Below are 15247 nucleotides of genomic sequence, written 5' to 3'. Positions count from 1 at the left end.
TTCTATCCACATACCTGCCAGGCTGACTCAAGCTCTCGTTTCAATGGGCTAGATGATGGCATGTCGATGCGGGTTAGCCGTCTATACACACTAATGCTCTGATAGATAACTCAGCGCTTCCATTCCGGCACCTTCAGCACACCCATGGACTCGCAAAAGAACTCGTCGCAACGCTTACGCGTGATGCTCACCACTTCGCCGGCGACCACAATCGCTAGGCATTCGCAAAGCAGGTCGTGCACAACGGCTGCCTGGCCGTAGCTTCCCCACGGAGGGATTAGACTCCACACCAACTGCGGCACGCTCGCCCCATCGGTGAGATAGCCAGCCGGCACAGTGACCCACTGCTCACTGTACTGGTCGCCCAGGTAATACCGGAACGGCGTGATCACCCGCCAGTGATCGGCACCGAGGATTTTGCTGGCTTGAGCGTCGTAACGAATATCCAAAGGGGCGGTCAATGACTCCATTGCCACCTCCTTAGGACAGAGTCCCACCCGCCAGGCGGAACTGCTTGATCAAGTCCTCGAGGCGGTGCTCGCGCTGGCCATACCCTGCCCCGGGCAAGCTGGCCCAAATGTTCCGGCACTTCTTGATGGCGGTTTCGATTCGACCCGCATGCACGTCCGGCAGCGCCCGACATTCGCGGACGTGCTGCAGGGCCAGCAGATCCTGGCTGATCGGACTGAAGTCGGGCAGCTTGAGCAGCGCCCGGTAATGCGGCCAGTCCTTGAGCATCTGCTGGTAGCGGCCGGAGGCGTTCGAGGTCAGCCCCTTGCTGTTGATGACCTTGGACTTCCGACCCTTGGCGAAGGGATGATCGCTGAAGTCCTTGAACACCTCCGGCTTCCGGTCGATGCCGGTGACGATCACGTCGTAGCCATCCATGGCCGTGGCCGGTGACGTGCCGGTGCCCTCTGCCCAAGCCAACATATCAAGGAAGGCGAGCGCGTTGCGGCTCCCTGCCCGGCTCTCTGAAAGTCTTGCCATTGCTTATCTCCAGGCGAAAAAAAGCCCGCTCAATGGCGGGCTGTTGCTTACTTGAATTAGGAGGCCAAACCGTTGAACGGCGCGGATGGCCCCGTGTTTCCGGTACCGGGCTCATACTCCTGCACCTCGAAAATCACGTACTGGATGGAGTGAACAACCGGATTGTATCGACGCTGACGGAACAGCTCTGCGGGTGTACAAAGTGCTGTAAACGCTGAAATACGATTCATCGTGCTAACCCCACATTCATTCCAGGCTGCCCATTGCCGCCACTTCGGAGCGAACGGGTCATTTCATCGCCATCGGAAACAACAGCGGCCATTGATGCCCGATACGGATCGACTCAAGCAGCGCCCTCATGTCGCTGTAGCGCGCCGCGTCCGTAGGCGCCTGAATCACCACTGAGACCAACCTATTGCCATTAGGAGCCGAGGTGTAAAGCAGCAGGTTGTATCCAAAGCCTCCCAGCGTGCCGGTCTTTCCACCTAACACGTCATAGTCCCCGTTGGTCAGCATGGTTATTGAGCTGATGATGGTGAACGGGCGAGCGTTGGGGCCTGCCACGTTCATCAAGTAGTTCGGTTTTCCCCAAGCATCCAACATCGCGGGATAGCCCAAAGCGGCGACGCCTAGGCGAGCGATGTCACGCGCTGTCGTATGCATCAACGAGTTATGAAGCCCGGACGGATTCATAAAATGGCTGCCAGTCATGCCTATCTGCGCTGCCTTGGCGTTCATGGCCTGCACAAAGCGCAACTGGGGATCACCGGTCGCGCCCTCGGCGGTGAGCAACATCTTTCCCACCACCCTGGCGACTGCTGTACCCGGCACGACAGCGCGAGACGGTTGTAGATGGCGATCCCCTCAAACATATCGCCACCTGGCGAGTTGATGTACACGGTGACCGGCTTATCCCCAATGGCTCGCAGCGCCGCATCAACCCGCTTTACCGTAACGCCCTCACCCCACCAGTCTTCACCAATGACCCCATACATGGTGATGGTCTCAGTTCCAACTTCAAGCGCGGCGCGGATATCTGGGTTCCACATTTCAAGTGCGCGCGGGCTCAGTTCGCAGTGAAAACTGCCAGCTTTAAGTTTCGGTGGCATGGCTACTCCTGGGGCTGGTCAAGCCAGCTTTTTAACGCGGCCTGAGCGGTCTGCGCATCGGTTGACTGCCCCAACTTGTCGATCGGGGCCAGGTTGGTTTGTACGGTCAGTACCGCGGCGTTTCCACCATGGCGAGGAAGGTTCTCTTTCACGCGGCATTCGTCGCGAGTCATGATCCCGTTCTGGGTCATCTTGCTGTACCACTCGGCCCGCCCAGCGCTATCCGCCTTCAGAAAGGCTTCCAGCGAGAACTCGACGTAATAGCTCCGACGCTCTACAGGCGTGAGCAACCGCTTGTTGACGCATTGCTGAATTTGATTGGTGATCGAGCTGATGCTGAACGTCAAAAACGCAATCATTTGCTGCTCTAGACCCGTTCCCCAGTTACTGCCCGAGTCCGTCTTGCCTACCATCCAGGGCGGAACACCGAACCACCGGCAAATTTCCTCAATGCTGTAAGTCCTCGACTCCAGCAGTTGAGCATCGACCGGATTGATCCCGATTGACTCCGGGGTGATACCTTGCTCAAGGACCGGGGACCGCCCGGCATTCAGCGCACCTGAGACCTGCTTGATGTAGTCCCGGAACTCTTCACGCTGATCTGGGCGCAACACCCGATCAACCTTGAACGCCACTGCCGGCAACAACCCGTTTTTGAACGTGCCATTCGCGGCGTCATCCGCGGACATGGCCGCGCCGAAGACATCAGCCCCATAGCGAATGGCCGAAAGCCCAACCCGCCCATCAAGACTGAACGCCGGAATGTGCAGCATGTTCTGCCGCTCGATCTGACGCCGAGGGCCCTTCCGCGGTTTATACCAATAGGTGATACGGCCATCGTCATCCAGCTCGAGGTCAACGCGTGAAGGCAGGAGAAAATCCAGTGCCACGACCCGGTTTGCCATGCGATGAACTTCCGCATAAGCATTACCCCGCAACAACATCGCAGCCACCATGGCCTGCCAGAACTGGAAGGCCGTCATGTCCTCGTTCGGGCTGGTGTGGATGACGTCATACAACTCAAAGCCCCTGGCATCCTTCCTACCGCCATCGGCTTCACGCTGATAAACACCAAGTGGCAGTCCCGCCACCGAAGTAGAGATGATGCGGACACAGGACCACACGGCCGACAGTTGCATGGCGCTGTCGACTGTAACCGTCTTTCCTGAGCTGGATTGCCCGCCCAGGAATTGTCCCCAGAAACCTCCATCACTCAACTTGATGGACTTGCCGAGCCAGTCACTGATAGAAGCACTGGGCTTGCGAGCCGCCCGACCAATCACGGTCGATAAGGAATTAGTCACCGATCAACCCCTTGCGCAAAAATCCCGCGATTAGAAGTAGTGAACCGGCGCCCGCCAGCAACGCCCAACCCAATCCGGTCAGAATAAATACACCAGCAACCGCCAGGCCGAACCCGCACAGCGCGGTCAGAATGAATACGTGCAATGGGTTCATACGATGATTGGGTTCCGAATGGCAGCCATGAAGTCGTCATTGCCGCGCCCTTCCGGGTTCAGCGAGATCAGGGTCACGGCATTGAATAAAGCCATCAATGGGTCAATTTTGGCCGACCCGCTGGCTTGCTTGGTAATGAGGATGGAGTTGGCCCGAGGCTCTACTTTGGCGTTACCCACGCACCAGGCCATCATCGCCTGGCCGCCGTGCTTCATACCGCCCTCGGCGAGCTTGCGCTCAGCGGTCTTGATTGCGCCGCCAAGCCTCCAGCCCTGGCTCACCGCAACAATCTTTTCGGGCGGGATGTCTCGCTCGAGCATCGCGTCATAAATAGCGCCAATGCCGACCGGGTCGCAGCCCACCTTGTCGAGTAATCCGGATTCCTCGATCCGCTCTACCAGATCGGCCACATCATTCACGTCATCACCGATTCGCTCGGACAACGTCAAATCTCCGTCCTTCTCAAAATCATAGAATCGCGGAGCTTCGGCTTTTCTACGCTCAAGTACCGACGGGTGAGCCCAGGCGTGAGTCCAAACCAGCCAATCGCGAGTGCGTTTATCACGACCCACAGCGGCGAAGCCCAGAAGGTCGTCAAGCCCGCCTCCGTCGATACCGACGTCAATGACTTCGCAACGCTTGATAAGATCTTCAAACGTTAACCCTGAGCTGCACGCCTGCACCTCCCAAAACTCAGCACCGACCCAGTTGTCGGACATCAGTGCCAGGCCAATCTCGATGTTCAGGTGTTTGGCCAAGAAACCGCGCACTTCTGCTTCGCCGTCAATCTCCGCCTGCATGAACAGGCGTTCCAGCGTGGGTCTATCAACCGAGTAATTGATGTTCGGATTTACCAAGTGGAAGTTTTCAGGCTTCCGAGCATCACCGCTTTTGATCATCTCCTGTGAAAATTCGTAGATGATAGGCAGGAAACGGTTGTCATTGATCCGGCCATCCCGCACACCGCGGGCATAGTTCAGCTTCGACCTAAAGACACCCGCCGGTGGTTCGTTCGATTGCGTCGTCAGCCATATGACGAAACCTTCAGGCCTGGACAACAAACCGCCAGTGGCTTCTCGGATCATGTCGGCGGCTTTCGGGCTCTTGCCGAACAACCAGGCTTCATCGATCAGAACTCCGACGGCCTTCTTACCGCCGACCACGTCGCTATCTGCCGCCACAACCTTAAGCGTGGCACCTGTCTCGCGATGGGTGATGAGCCGAAGATGCGGCTGTACGTGCAACAGTGTTTTGAGTTCATCATCTTTATTGACCATGTCCTTGGCTGGGACAAAAGCGTTATCCGCAATTTCCTTGGTGGGGGCCAGGATGATGAACTCAGCCGAGAGCCGCCAGTTGCGCACCAACGCCGTCAGCATGATCGCTGCCGCGATGGTTGATTTACTGTTTTTCTTCGGGATGCAAAGCATGAACTCCCGAATCAATCGTTCACCAGTTTCGCTGTTGTAGCTACCGAATACAGCGCCGGCAAACGCCAGCACCCATGGTGCACATGCGGACTCGATCGTTGGGCTGCCAGGGGCATCGACAATCCTCAGGCCCTTGAAAACCTCAAGGCTTTCCACTGCCTCTAATGGAAACAGAGGCGGCGGAATGATCGATTCACCCGCAGAGAGACGCCGCCACCAGTCCAGGCAAGCAGTAGTCCACTGCATAGATCACCCTTTGACGATAGAGAGAGGCGGTCTGCCCTGGGCGTATTTGCCCTTGCCCGTGCGCTTGGCAGCGTCGGCAATGGCGTCTTTCTTTCCTTGATCAGCGATCTTGCCGTGGATGTACGGCATCAGCGCTTTGGCGGCATCTACCCGAAGTCTTGGCTCGGCACTACGCTCGTTCATAACTGCCGCCAGGAAGTCGCGAGGGTCGGCAAACTCGGCAAAGTCCAAGCCCTCCTCTTGTGTTTCTAAGGTCGGCGACGAGTTAACTTTGCCCGCAGCTTTAACTTCTGCTGGGGTGGCATTCTTCGCTCGAGTCTTGCGCGACATTGCCGCGATGACATCAGGGTCCTTCGCCAGCTTGGAACCCGCCTGCGACGCGGTTCTTTCGGAATATCCCGCGGCGATTGCTGCGTCTCTTTTTGAAACGCCCGACTGCAAAGCGTCAGCAAACCGGCGCTTTTTGTCGGTTAAAGCCATAGTTAACTTTTCCTAAAAACGGAGAAAAATGTGCGCGTGAGAGGGCAAGTGGTGTCCGAGGTAAAAGGTCGTACGGTTTCGACCCGCCCCACCCCTTCCAGCCCACCAAATGACAATGATTGTCATTTCAGATCGGATCGAGGGAAAACCCAGAAAAGGGCTCGACCAGACGTCAACGCGACTCTGCAGGTCGCACCATGCAGCGCAGGCGCCTGGCTCAGGCTCGGCCAGCCCCCTTTGCCGACTCAATGGCAGTCTTGGCTTTGTGGCAAGGGACACACAATGCCTGGAGGTTCGACTCATCATCGGTACCTCCTGCCGCCACGTTGATGATGTGGTCAACCTCTAGATCCAGAGTGACCAGACCGCAGTGGCAGCAGGTGTACTGGTCGCGTTCGAGAATGACATTGCGAATGCGCCGCCAGGGGCGACCACCGCGACCAGAGCCCCAACCATCTGCCCCCTCCGCCGCAACCGGCTTGGCCATCTCACGCTGCGGAGCAGCCTGCATCCTTGGCTTGATCGTGCAAAGCCTAGACATTGCGTACTCGACACATACATCTTCTCCGGACAATCTCGTGCCACGATTTGGCGCATTCGAAAACGTGGCGCGGATTAATCGACCTTCCGACTCGGTAGCTTGAAGTCCGCGAACCGATCGGCAAGGTCGGCGATCTTCTTAACACCCAGGAAGCCGATGAACACACCAGCAGCCGTGGCGAAGTTCTGAGGTAAACCGAAGTACTCAAGCAGCGGGATCAGGCCAATAGTAATCAGCGTGCAAAGCGAAGCTTCAAGCAGCGCCTGGCGTCTGGTGCCACCGCCATAGATGATCCGCAATGCACCCACCACGAAGGACAGTGCGCCGGCATAAATCGTCGGCGCATGCTGGCTCAGCCACGCGAGTACGAGCAGCCAGGTGTCTGGTTTGTCGGGCATGTTTGGCATCCGTTGTCCTCCCCAATCAGGGGGGCGAATAGATTCGGCTCCAGCAGCACTCCCAGCTTGGAGCAATGGGTGTGGCGGAGCCGAAAACGAAAAAGCCCCGGCAAATGCCGAGGCTCGGTGAACAGTAGAAAGCAAAAAGCCCAACTCAATGGTTGGGCTTTGCTCGCGGAAAAACCGCAAAGTAATGTGAAATCTATAGATCGGGACCGGGGGTGTCAAGCTACAGATACAGCCCCATTAGAATCGTAAGAAATCAAGGCGGATCCGTTGAGTCGCCGATGCTCGTAGTATTCTCCTGACGTTTTTGTTCAAGATTAAGGCGTAGAAGCTGTACCTCCAATTCCTTCTTTTCGTTATCGATCTTGGCCGTTCGACTCTCACGACGCTCCTTACGCCACGCAATGCCCGTCGTTAGTAAAAGCCCAATTAGCGAGACCGCCGAAGTAAACATCGAAACCACAGCAATAAACCCGGCACCATCGACGACATTTAGTGGCGGACCAGGTGCCGGACCGGCTACTTGCGGGTTTAGGTTGAGAACTTCTGACGATGTCGCCATCAGTAAAACCAAAGAAACTGCCAGTACCGTTACAAATCTGTTCCGGTATTTTTTGAGATCACTCACGGAAGTAGTCATTTGACCGCCCTGATCACATCAGCGAATGACGGCACGGCGGCTTATTCGGTTGGGAGCCACTATTCCGTCAATCAATCACATGCCCCAAAAGGAGTATCGTAAACTATAGGCATGATTCAATACGGCTCCGGTGTTTCGACAGAATTTCAGGCCGCTTGCCGACGAACATCCAACGCCCCATCAATCCAAGCAATTCCCGCCTTCCAAAGCTGCCTGGTTTTTTCTTCACCGAAACCAAGCCTCTTGCCCACATCCACCAGCGCCTTATCGCGGGAGGTGTAGTACTTCATTATGACGTCGCCACAACCCTTGTAGCGCTGAAGCAAGCGCCCAACCAGAGAGTCGATCATCAAGGCGTCATCATCCGTGATCATAGGCGTGTGCAAATCGTTCTCCCGGGATGCGCAGCACGACACACCCGAGCCCAACACTACCCAACGGCCCCAATGCTCCAGCAGGTCCTCAGCAGTTCGTTCGGTAAAGTTCTTTGTTCTCGCCACGATTCAATCCCCCTTGTAAGTCGAGCGGCCGGCGCCGCGGCTGTTGCTCTGCTGGTATTCATCAACGATGCAGCGCGCTGGTCTCTTGCCGGCCAACTGACTGCGTTCCCGTCGAAGCATCCGACCAAGCTGGACCACCAGATCTTCGATCAACAGCGGCTCCAGGGTCTGGGCATGAACGAAGCCGGATGAATGACAGCCAACGCAATTGAGCTCATGAAACACCCCCTTGATTAGCCCCTTACCGACGCAGGATGGGCATTCAGTGAGCGGGATCAGAGAGCGTACAAGGGCGGGCCCATGAGTCCTTTGGTCCATTTTTAAACCTCGCCCTTAACAAATTGCGGAATCGACTCGCAGGCCGCGCCGTTCAAGGCGTCTACGAGGTTTTGCGAATCTTCATATCTAGCACCTGTCTGCGCGTGGATCGCCTTGAAGCCGCGCTCGTCTAACCAGTTGTGCCACTTCACCAGCGCCAGTCGACGCTGCTCCTTGGCCTGGGTGTTGATGTAGGTCGAGGCGATCTTGCCCAGCGAGTGGTTGAGCAGCATCTCGCCGATGTGCCCGTCCACACCGAGGTCGGTCCAAGCAGTGCGGGCCACCTTGCGCAGGTCGTGACTGGTCCAGGCGCCCTGCCCCAGTCGGGTGAACACGGCACTGGCCTGGTGATCGCTCAGCGGCTTGCCACGGCGGGATGGAAACAGGAATGGCCCCTCGTAACCCTGGGCGGCCTGTTGGTCGCGGTATCGGCGCAGCAATACACAGACTTGGTCGGTCAGCGGCACCCGCAGCTCGGTCTTGGTCTTGGTGTGCTCGGCGGGTAGAAACCACTCACGCTCAGGCAGCGCGATATCGGCCCAGCGCGCCTGCCGGGTCTCGCCGATCCGGGTACCGTGACAAAGCATCATCAGGGCCAGCATGGCGTCGCCAGGCGCACGCTCGAAGCGCTCGGCCAGCAGTTGCACCAACTCGGGCACCTGGACATCACGCAGGCGTGCCGGCTTGGGCAGGATGCGCGCAGTAGTGAAGTTGACGAACTTCAGTTCCGCCATCGGATTGGCCGGGATCAGGTCCAACTTGCGGGCCTGACGAAAGGCCACCGCGAGCAGTCGGTACAGCTGCTGCACGTAGGACAGCGACAGTTCAGCTTGGGCCGGCCACATCAGCAGCTTGTCGAGGGTCTGGGCGCTCACGTCGCGCAGCAGCAGATCGTCCAAGCGCGGCTTGAGCTGGCAGCTGATGGCCGACTTGCCGGCGGCCCGGCGCTTGTCGGATAGCGCGCGCGACTTGGCCATGCGATCACCGAACCAATCGAGCAGCTCGCCCACGGTCACCCAACCCGAAACGCTGGCCGCGCCATCAGCCGCCACGCGCAGACGCACGGCCGGCAAGGCCGCGATCACCTGCTTGGTGTTCAGGTCGGGAAAGCCGCCTATGCGGTGCCAGTGGCGCTTGTTGAGCAGGTACCAGGAGCCGCGCGTGCGGTTCTTGGCAAAGCGAAAGTGCAACGCGGGGTGACCGGCGTCACGCAGGTCGCGCACATGCTCGAGCTTCGCGTTGCGCTGGATCTCGGCGTCCGACAGCTTCACCGTCAGGGTTTTAATTAGAGCGGTCATGCTTGGGTACCTGCTGGGGCCTGTAGGTCGACAACTTCAAAGGTGCTTGGCCACATCGACGCGCCGTAACGCTCGGCCATGGCCCGGTCAACGAACAGCGCCAAGGCGTGATCAGGAGTACTCCCGAGCTCCCACTTGAACGAGCAGCAGAACACCGCGAATCGGTAGTTGGACGGATCGGGAACAGCGAGTCGCCTTGTGCTCATCAGAACGAATCCTTTTTGCGGTAACGGTTGGGCACCGGATCAGATTGCGAAGAAGATCGGAAAGACTCGCCAGCATGTTGAGCAGGTGATGACCCTGGGCAACGCCAATACGGACGTTCAGCAATTAGTTGCGTCTGGCCAAGTCTCTGCGACAACCGCTGTCCAGGTCGTGCGCCAACATGGGGAAGAAGCAGGAAAGGTTCTCGGTGGCGAGCTACAGAAAGCCAGAGCCACAAGTAAATCAAAGGTAACCGCTGGATCAATGCGGGGCCCGAAAGTCCCACGCCAAAAGCTTGAGGCAATCAGGGTGGTGGCCAAGGAGTTGATGGACGCCCTACCCGTTGGCTGCCTGGAATCTTCACCCCCCACCATCACCCTGCCAGCCGAGTTGGTTGAAAGGCTGCATGCCGCCATCAGAGCTGTTGATCACACCGCAATTTGATTGCACTACCAAACAACCACCGCCACGTCAGCCTGACGGTAACTGCCCGAGCACCTGGTACTCCCCAGCACCAGGCCGCATCGGAGTGTGTTCTGAGTACCGCCAGCCAGCGCGAGAGCAACGGATGACAAACGTCATGCAGATCACACCCCGATGCGGACGAACACCCGGCCCAGCGCCGGCCACCTGCATATCACCCACTCAGCACGGAGGATTGGCAATGAATTAGCGCATACCGAAGCCCGCCCAACGGCGGCAAAAGCTTTCACATAGGGAGGTCTGGGTGGAGCACCACGAAAAGCCCGGGAATCCTCGGGCTTTTTTACGCCTGCCTTTATCCGTCAGCACTCCCCTCTGCGCCCAACGGCAACCAACAGGCGGCCAGAGTGCTGACGAATACACGCAACACCATCGAGGAACCGCCATGCACCCATCAATTCAACAGCGCGTCGACGGGGTTGCGGCCCTGCACATCCGCTCAAACATCGCCACCGCCGCGTTCTACGCCCTAATCGGCAAGGATCAGCCAGTGCAAGAAGTTCGCTTCCAGGTCAAAACCAAGGGCAACGCCTATCACATAGTCGAGCGTTCCACCGGCTTGACCAAGGGCTTCCGCTGGAATTGGAGGGAGGCGGTCAACTTCGCACAGGTCCTAGAGGCGCGCGCCGACAGCATCAAGGTCACGCTATCAGGTGAACGGAAATGATCGGCGTGCCAATGCCCAGCCCGCGAGACTCGATCATCGCGGACCTGAACCAGAAGCTGGATCAGTTCTTCGGCGCCGGAAAGACGGTGCAAGAGATCGACAGCGGCGTCAGCGCGGAAATGGTCGGCTATGGCGCATCAACCCATCAGGACCGGCTCAAGGCCGAGCGCGCCAAGCTGGCCCCCATGGTCAAGGCCCAGGCCGACGCAGGCAAGACTGTTGCCGCCGCCGCGGCTGAGCTGAAGATGCGACCCGGCAGGGTGAAGCTCATTGCGCATGAAAACAGCTTCACGTTTTCCGCGCACTCATGAGGCGAATCAGCAAGCTGGTCAGCGGTCGGCGCCGGCCCACCTGGCTGGACTTTCCAGCCAGCGGGATAGAAGAGGCAGGTCATGGCCAAGAGTGTGCAAGAACGGTCGGCGAAAACGGCCGAGAAGCGGATCGAGTACGACGAGAAGGAATTGCGGCACCGGTGCCGGCTCGGTACCCGCAATATTCTTGAAGAGATCATGGCTTGGAGCGAGGATACCGAGCAGGCTTCAGTAATTGAAGGCTGCTTGCGGTACGTTCATTCACTAGGCGCTGACGGTGCGCGGGAGGCACTCAGAGCGCGCCACAAAATCGTGATTAGTGAAAACGTGGCGCGGGACTTTCACAATCAAAGCTTGAGCGAAATTCGCAAAGACCTGAGCGACGAAATCATCGAACTCAAATAAAAAAGGCACCAGCAGATGAGGTGCCTCTAACCGAACTAAAAGACGGCATGTCCCTCTCCGGCCTCATTAGCGTGAGACAAAATCCGCTTGCCGGTCATATTGAGCGTTGAATGAAGATGGCTGCAAGTACACTGAAATTTCTTTGATAGCAGAATCAGCTGCTGATTTGCTGTCAGCGCTTCCCCCAATTGCATCTTGAGCTCCGTCCACAATCAGCCCTTTAGCACGCTGCAGTATTTCGTTCTTATCGTGCCTGGCGGCCTTAAGAAGCGCTGCAATTACAACTTCCAACGCAATTTCACGATCAGTTGCCATTTTTGCTCCTTAATCCGGCCCCTATGCCGGTGACCAATCAATACCCAATCCAACCCCAAATTACCACCTTGCCGCATCCAGTCACGGAGGACGGCCTCCACCCGAGGTAACCACAATGCCTGTTCTCCATAGCATCACTCACAAGATCGACACGAAGCCAGACGGCAACCCGGCAATCCTGCACCTCGGCGGCGAACTGGCCGAGAGCCAGGCTCGCGATGAGTTGATCAACCAGTTCAACGAGAGCTACTACGCCAAGACCGGCAAGGCCAGGGGTTTCTCCACGCCGAATCAGGCGCGTACCTCTTCAGCGGCTAGCTCGGAAAGTAACTGGCCGGAACCGAAGGCTTCGTCGAATTCAACAACACCGCCGTCGAACACCTGGTGCGGCTCATGGAGGAGTCCAACCTATCGATCGGCAGGAACGCCCTCTTCTGCCACTACCAGAAAGCCGTGACTGATTACCTAGTCATTGCCCTGATGCAGGAAACCGAGGCAGTGATCATGACCAACGGACTCACGCTGATGCCGATCCGGCACCTCGATCTGGATCACATCCACTTGACCGTGCGCATCAACCTCCGCGAGTGGGAAGAGCAATCCCAGGTCGCGTCAGTACATCTCGCTTATCCAAAGCAAGAGCGAGTGCAGGGCTAACGACTACTTCTGCGACTTCATTGGCTGCGAGGAAGGAACAATGGCCCAGGCACATCTACACAAAGTCGCGGCAAACCTCACTTTCGCCCCTGCAACCAACCAATCAGCATTAAAGTTAGCCCAAGTGTCAGTAAACTCAACGCGAGGTAACTGAGCGTCGACTCTCTGAGTACCACATTTAGCCCAACACCAAATCCACAGATCGCCAACATCCCGCCGGAGACAAACTTCTGGCTTCGCAACGCCCTATTCATAAACTTCCCTTACAGGCAGCTCCGTTAAACCTTACGTCCATGCCCAAGTTGAAGAGCAGCAGTTGCCGTGGACTCCACAATTACCCAACCGACTGGCGACCTACTCGAGTGAGGGTTGGATAATACAAAAATTGATGTTCGCCCCTCCCCCTTAACCTTCCCTGGTCTGTCCCTGGTCTGTCCCTGGTCCGTCCTTGGTCCGTCCTTGGTCATATCCTGGTCCCACTGACTCCAAAGGGATACAAAGCTGGGCGAACGCAGCAATCTTAAGAACTTAAGTCTATGGGCTCTATCGGACTTTTCTGAAAGAGCCCTAAGAAAACTCCCCTTTTACACTTGCCTACAACCCGCCGGTCAACGTCGGGCGAGGAATCCGCATGCCAGTAATTAAGTGCTTCCACGGCCATGAACAACACATCAGCACCGAGGATTGGGTAGCGGCGCTCACACTCGATCAGCTCCGCTACGCCCGTAAAACCATGGACGAAAAGATCAAAGCGGCCGAGGCCGAGCCAAAGCGCACGGTGTGGCGTCTGTGCCGCGGTGGACTTTGCGTGGCCAACTACCCGGAAGACCAGTACGAGAAGGCAGCCGACCAGCTGCTGCAGATCTACAAAGAGCACTTTATGCCTGAAGCAGAGGACTGGCTCAAGAAGCCATATGGCTATGTGACCTTCGAGCGCGAGATGCCCCACATCACACCGGAACTAGTTACTCAGTTCGAGTACGACACCGAGTGGTTTCCCTCCCAGCCCTAACCCCTCCCCACCTTCTGCTGCCACGCGCGGCATGGAGCATCATCATGGCAAAAGTCCTGGCCCAGATTACGGTCAAGCTGCCGCGCCTCATGGAGGCAGGCGAATACAGAAAGCTGCGGTACGTCGGCGGAAAGCCGAGCCTGCAGCAATTGAAAAAATGGATCGAGGAAGGCGAAGTGATTGGAGAGGTGAAGGGCGGGATGTATTTCGTCGATGTGCAGGCAGCGGTCATGGGATCGAGTGACCCACTGCTGGCCAAGATGTTGGAGATCGGCTGATGGCTGCCCGGCCTCGAACGCTGCAAAACAGAAAGCTACCGCCGAACCTTTACCCGAACGGGAAGTACTGGCGGTATCGCAACCCAGTGACCGGCGTTATGACCAGTATCAACCGGCCTTTGGAGGAGGCAATAAAGCTGGCCAGGGCAGCCAACCTCAAGTTCGCCGAGCTGGTCGTCGATGACGGCTCGCTGCTGGCAATACTGACCGGTGACCGACTACCGATCGTGAGCAACCTACTGACGCGCTTCGCAGAGGAATGGCTGCCCGATCGCTCATACGCTGAGCGCACCCTGGAGGAGATCAAATTCAAGCTCGAGCGGTACCGGCAAGACCTAGGTGATCGGCTGATCGGGCAACTGGACGTGCTGGCCATGGCCGAGTACCTCGACAACTTCAGCAACAACGCCTACACGAAGCACCGCGGGCTTTGGGTGCAGATTTTCGCCTTTGCGGTAGCCAAGGGCCTGGCCGAGCGCAACAACGCAGAGCTCACCCTGGTGAAGAAGGAGGCGGAGAAGAAGCGGCAGCGCCACACGCTCGACGGGTTGAAGCTAATCATCGAGGCAGTGACCACGCCGCCATGGCTGAAGCGCGCAATTCGCCTGGCCCTGGCCAGTCTTCAGCGCCGGGAGGACATCGTGACCTGGCTGAAGTCGGCGGCCGACATGGAAAAGAACACGCTGACCGTGTCACCAGGGAAAACCCAGGGTTACGAAAACCCGGTGCACTTGAAGATCAGCATGGGCGCAGCGCTGCGGGAAGTAGTCGGGGAATGCTTGCGCTCACCACTCGCATCACCCTACCTGATCCACTACAAGCCCAAAGCCCGCCGGCGGGAACAGATCGATGCCAAGGACCACTGGACCTCAGTGACGCCCGACTATTTGACCAAGGAGTTCAGTAAGGCCCGCGACGCGGCGCACGCGTATGACCACGTTCTGACTGGTGAGCGCCCCACTTTCCACGAGATCCGCGCTTTAGGGGCGTGGCTGTACGAACAACAGAAATTCCCACAGGAATACATCCAGGCGCTGATGGGGCATGCGGACGAGAAAATGACGAAGCACTATCAGGAGGGGCACGGCGAGAAGAAGATTGAATATGTGGTGGTGGGCGCCGATTTGGCGTTCTGAAGTGGTAGTTTTGCAAAAGTTTTGCAAAAGTTTTGCAAATCGAAGCCAACAAAAAAGGGCCCACCTTTCGGTGAGCCCTTCTAGACCGCCCAGCAGAGCGGATTTTGTTTGGTAGGCGCGATTGGACTCGAACCAACGACCCCCACCATGTCAAGGTGGTGCTCTAACCAACTGAGCTACGTGCCTGCTGTGAGGCGGCATTCTACGGAATTGCGCAGGGGTGTCAACACCTTTTTTTCACCTAACCCTATGAATATGCAAAATATTTAATTTTGATGCGGTAAACCGGGGTTTGCGCACGCTGGCAGTGGATTTTTAACTCAGGTAGGATCGCTGCATTCGTAAAATATATTAAACAGAGGCTT

At 57.3% G+C, this 15247-nt stretch carries 25 protein-coding genes and 1 tRNA gene; 9 read left to right on the top strand and 17 right to left on the bottom strand.

The features are described 5' to 3' along the window. Window positions 1–110: 110 nt before the first annotated feature. From QMK50_RS23900 to QMK50_RS23830, 15 genes are all read right to left on the bottom strand, one after another. Window positions 111–470, bottom strand: a complete 360-nt coding sequence (locus QMK50_RS23900) for a DUF1353 domain-containing protein (protein ID WP_320334134.1) — start codon at window positions 468–470, stop codon at window positions 111–113. Window positions 471–480: 10 nt separating this feature from the next. Next, window positions 481–990, bottom strand: a complete 510-nt coding sequence (locus QMK50_RS23895) for a glycoside hydrolase family 104 protein (RefSeq protein WP_320334133.1) — start codon at window positions 988–990, stop codon at window positions 481–483. Window positions 991–1278: 288 nt separating this feature from the next. Continuing rightward, the gene (locus tag QMK50_RS23890) at window positions 1279–1785 is read right to left on the bottom strand and encodes a hypothetical protein (RefSeq protein WP_320334132.1); all 507 of its coding nucleotides are present in this window, start codon (window positions 1783–1785) and stop codon (window positions 1279–1281) included. Continuing rightward, window positions 1725–1985 (bottom strand): ATP-dependent Clp protease proteolytic subunit, encoded by a 261-nt coding sequence (locus QMK50_RS27445; protein WP_413787327.1) that lies wholly within the window; start codon window positions 1983–1985, stop codon window positions 1725–1727. The genes QMK50_RS23890 and QMK50_RS27445 overlap by 61 nt, the downstream gene beginning before the upstream one ends. A 116-nt stretch (window positions 1986–2101) precedes the next feature. Next, window positions 2102–3403 carry a phage portal protein gene (locus QMK50_RS23880; RefSeq protein WP_320334131.1) on the bottom strand — a complete coding sequence of 434 codons (1302 nt, stop codon included), beginning with the start codon at window positions 3401–3403 and terminating at the stop codon, window positions 2102–2104. Then, window positions 3396–3557: a hypothetical protein gene (locus QMK50_RS23875; protein WP_320334130.1), complete on the bottom strand. Its 162-nt coding sequence runs from the start codon at window positions 3555–3557 to the stop codon at window positions 3396–3398. The genes QMK50_RS23880 and QMK50_RS23875 overlap by 8 nt, the downstream gene beginning before the upstream one ends. Beyond that, window positions 3554–5233 carry a terminase large subunit gene (locus QMK50_RS23870; protein ID WP_320334129.1) on the bottom strand — a complete coding sequence of 560 codons (1680 nt, stop codon included), beginning with the start codon at window positions 5231–5233 and terminating at the stop codon, window positions 3554–3556. The genes QMK50_RS23875 and QMK50_RS23870 overlap by 4 nt, the downstream gene beginning before the upstream one ends. A gap of 3 nt (window positions 5234–5236) precedes the next feature. Continuing rightward, a complete protein-coding gene (locus QMK50_RS23865; RefSeq protein WP_320334128.1) occupies window positions 5237–5713 on the bottom strand; it encodes a terminase small subunit in 477 nt (158 codons plus the stop codon). Window positions 5714–5930: 217 nt separating this feature from the next. After that, window positions 5931–6200: an HNH endonuclease gene (locus tag QMK50_RS23860; protein WP_320334127.1), complete on the bottom strand. Its 270-nt coding sequence runs from the start codon at window positions 6198–6200 to the stop codon at window positions 5931–5933. Between the two features lie 128 nt (window positions 6201–6328). After that, window positions 6329–6661 (bottom strand): phage holin, lambda family, encoded by a 333-nt coding sequence (locus QMK50_RS23855; protein WP_320334126.1) that lies wholly within the window; start codon window positions 6659–6661, stop codon window positions 6329–6331. 253 nt (window positions 6662–6914) lie between these two features. After that, complete coding sequence (locus QMK50_RS23850; protein WP_320334125.1) at window positions 6915–7286, bottom strand: hypothetical protein; 372 nt, start codon at window positions 7284–7286, stop codon at window positions 6915–6917. Window positions 7287–7444: 158 nt separating this feature from the next. Then, window positions 7445–7798, bottom strand: a complete 354-nt coding sequence (locus QMK50_RS23845; protein ID WP_320334124.1) for an antiterminator Q family protein — start codon at window positions 7796–7798, stop codon at window positions 7445–7447. Between the two features lie 3 nt (window positions 7799–7801). Continuing rightward, the gene (locus tag QMK50_RS23840; RefSeq protein WP_320334123.1) at window positions 7802–7951 is read right to left on the bottom strand and encodes a hypothetical protein; all 150 of its coding nucleotides are present in this window, start codon (window positions 7949–7951) and stop codon (window positions 7802–7804) included. A 167-nt stretch (window positions 7952–8118) separates the two neighbouring features. After that, window positions 8119–9414 (bottom strand): site-specific integrase, encoded by a 1296-nt coding sequence (locus tag QMK50_RS23835; protein ID WP_320334122.1) that lies wholly within the window; start codon window positions 9412–9414, stop codon window positions 8119–8121. Next, entirely contained in the window at window positions 9411–9620 is a 210-nt protein-coding gene (locus QMK50_RS23830; RefSeq protein ID WP_320334121.1) for a hypothetical protein, read from the bottom strand. The genes QMK50_RS23835 and QMK50_RS23830 overlap by 4 nt, the downstream gene beginning before the upstream one ends. Between QMK50_RS23830 and QMK50_RS23825 the strand changes: the two genes are divergently transcribed. The 4 genes from QMK50_RS23825 to QMK50_RS23810 all read left to right on the top strand — a co-directional run bounded on the left by QMK50_RS23825 (window position 9613) and on the right by QMK50_RS23810 (window position 11484). Beyond that, window positions 9613–10062, top strand: coding sequence for a hypothetical protein (locus QMK50_RS23825; protein ID WP_320334120.1), 450 nt, complete (start codon window positions 9613–9615; stop codon window positions 10060–10062). The two genes, QMK50_RS23830 and QMK50_RS23825, sit on opposite strands and share 8 nt — an antisense overlap. Window positions 10063–10486: 424 nt before the next feature. Beyond that, window positions 10487–10768 (top strand): hypothetical protein, encoded by a 282-nt coding sequence (locus QMK50_RS23820; RefSeq protein ID WP_320334119.1) that lies wholly within the window; start codon window positions 10487–10489, stop codon window positions 10766–10768. Then, entirely contained in the window at window positions 10765–11079 is a 315-nt protein-coding gene (locus QMK50_RS23815) for a hypothetical protein (protein ID WP_320334118.1), read from the top strand. Before QMK50_RS23820 ends, QMK50_RS23815 begins: the two co-directional genes overlap by 4 nt. A gap of 81 nt (window positions 11080–11160) precedes the next feature. Beyond that, entirely contained in the window at window positions 11161–11484 is a 324-nt protein-coding gene (locus QMK50_RS23810) for a hypothetical protein (RefSeq protein WP_320334117.1), read from the top strand. Window positions 11485–11550: 66 nt separating this feature from the next. Here the strand turns inward: QMK50_RS23810 and QMK50_RS23805 are convergent, their stop codons facing one another. Further along, complete coding sequence (locus QMK50_RS23805) at window positions 11551–11799, bottom strand: hypothetical protein (RefSeq protein ID WP_320334116.1); 249 nt, start codon at window positions 11797–11799, stop codon at window positions 11551–11553. Between the two features lie 393 nt (window positions 11800–12192). On the opposite strand from QMK50_RS23805, the gene QMK50_RS23800 reads away from it, so the two are divergent. The 5 genes from QMK50_RS23800 (at window position 12193) to QMK50_RS23785 (ending at window position 14882) form a co-directional block, all read left to right on the top strand. After that, a complete protein-coding gene (locus QMK50_RS23800) occupies window positions 12193–12456 on the top strand; it encodes a nucleoid-associated protein (RefSeq protein ID WP_320334115.1) in 264 nt (87 codons plus the stop codon). Next, window positions 12419–12610 (top strand): hypothetical protein, encoded by a 192-nt coding sequence (locus QMK50_RS27440; RefSeq protein WP_413787326.1) that lies wholly within the window; start codon window positions 12419–12421, stop codon window positions 12608–12610. Before QMK50_RS23800 ends, QMK50_RS27440 begins: the two co-directional genes overlap by 38 nt. 477 nt (window positions 12611–13087) lie before the next feature. Then, on the top strand, window positions 13088–13468 hold the full coding sequence (locus QMK50_RS23795; protein ID WP_320334114.1) for a hypothetical protein: 381 nt from the start codon (window positions 13088–13090) through the stop codon (window positions 13466–13468). A 44-nt stretch (window positions 13469–13512) separates the two neighbouring features. Beyond that, on the top strand, window positions 13513–13746 hold the full coding sequence (locus QMK50_RS23790) for a hypothetical protein (RefSeq protein ID WP_034134173.1): 234 nt from the start codon (window positions 13513–13515) through the stop codon (window positions 13744–13746). Further along, window positions 13746–14882, top strand: a complete 1137-nt coding sequence (locus QMK50_RS23785; protein WP_320334113.1) for a tyrosine-type recombinase/integrase — start codon at window positions 13746–13748, stop codon at window positions 14880–14882. The genes QMK50_RS23790 and QMK50_RS23785 overlap by 1 nt, the downstream gene beginning before the upstream one ends. Before the next feature lie 109 nt (window positions 14883–14991). Here the strand turns inward: QMK50_RS23785 and QMK50_RS23780 are convergent. Further along, window positions 14992–15068 (bottom strand) — tRNA-Val (locus tag QMK50_RS23780). Window positions 15069–15247 lie beyond the last annotated feature (179 nt).

Source organism: Pseudomonas sp. P5_152, assembly GCF_033989915.1.
GTDB lineage: Bacteria > Pseudomonadota > Gammaproteobacteria > Pseudomonadales > Pseudomonadaceae > Aquipseudomonas.
This window is presented reverse-complemented; position numbering and strand designations above follow the sequence as displayed.

What these genes read in the sequence shown, in the direction of transcription:
- QMK50_RS23785 (WP_320334113.1), top strand. Translation starts at nt 13,746, where the DNA reads ATGGCTGCCCGGCCTCGAACGCTGCAAAACAGAAAGCTACCGCCGAAC.
- QMK50_RS23900 (WP_320334134.1), bottom strand. Translation starts at nt 470, where the DNA reads ATGGAGTCATTGACCGCCCCTTTGGATATTCGTTACGACGCTCAAGCC.
- QMK50_RS27445 (WP_413787327.1), bottom strand. Translation starts at nt 1,985, where the DNA reads ATGTATGGGGTCATTGGTGAAGACTGGTGGGGTGAGGGCGTTACGGTA.
- QMK50_RS23835 (WP_320334122.1), bottom strand. Translation starts at nt 9,414, where the DNA reads ATGACCGCTCTAATTAAAACCCTGACGGTGAAGCTGTCGGACGCCGAG.
- QMK50_RS23895 (WP_320334133.1), bottom strand. Translation starts at nt 990, where the DNA reads ATGGCAAGACTTTCAGAGAGCCGGGCAGGGAGCCGCAACGCGCTCGCC.
- QMK50_RS23830 (WP_320334121.1), bottom strand. Translation starts at nt 9,620, where the DNA reads ATGAGCACAAGGCGACTCGCTGTTCCCGATCCGTCCAACTACCGATTC.
- QMK50_RS23860 (WP_320334127.1), bottom strand. Translation starts at nt 6,200, where the DNA reads ATGGCCAAGCCGGTTGCGGCGGAGGGGGCAGATGGTTGGGGCTCTGGT.
- QMK50_RS23815 (WP_320334118.1), top strand. Translation starts at nt 10,765, where the DNA reads ATGATCGGCGTGCCAATGCCCAGCCCGCGAGACTCGATCATCGCGGAC.
- QMK50_RS23820 (WP_320334119.1), top strand. Translation starts at nt 10,487, where the DNA reads ATGCACCCATCAATTCAACAGCGCGTCGACGGGGTTGCGGCCCTGCAC.
- QMK50_RS23800 (WP_320334115.1), top strand. Translation starts at nt 12,193, where the DNA reads ATGGAGGAGTCCAACCTATCGATCGGCAGGAACGCCCTCTTCTGCCAC.
- QMK50_RS23855 (WP_320334126.1), bottom strand. Translation starts at nt 6,661, where the DNA reads ATGCCAAACATGCCCGACAAACCAGACACCTGGCTGCTCGTACTCGCG.
- QMK50_RS23890 (WP_320334132.1), bottom strand. Translation starts at nt 1,785, where the DNA reads ATGTTGCTCACCGCCGAGGGCGCGACCGGTGATCCCCAGTTGCGCTTT.
- QMK50_RS23875 (WP_320334130.1), bottom strand. Translation starts at nt 3,557, where the DNA reads ATGAACCCATTGCACGTATTCATTCTGACCGCGCTGTGCGGGTTCGGC.
- QMK50_RS23810 (WP_320334117.1), top strand. Translation starts at nt 11,161, where the DNA reads ATGGCCAAGAGTGTGCAAGAACGGTCGGCGAAAACGGCCGAGAAGCGG.
- QMK50_RS23870 (WP_320334129.1), bottom strand. Translation starts at nt 5,233, where the DNA reads ATGCAGTGGACTACTGCTTGCCTGGACTGGTGGCGGCGTCTCTCTGCG.
- QMK50_RS23865 (WP_320334128.1), bottom strand. Translation starts at nt 5,713, where the DNA reads ATGGCTTTAACCGACAAAAAGCGCCGGTTTGCTGACGCTTTGCAGTCG.
- QMK50_RS23790 (WP_034134173.1), top strand. Translation starts at nt 13,513, where the DNA reads ATGGCAAAAGTCCTGGCCCAGATTACGGTCAAGCTGCCGCGCCTCATG.
- QMK50_RS23795 (WP_320334114.1), top strand. Translation starts at nt 13,088, where the DNA reads ATGCCAGTAATTAAGTGCTTCCACGGCCATGAACAACACATCAGCACC.
- QMK50_RS23805 (WP_320334116.1), bottom strand. Translation starts at nt 11,799, where the DNA reads ATGGCAACTGATCGTGAAATTGCGTTGGAAGTTGTAATTGCAGCGCTT.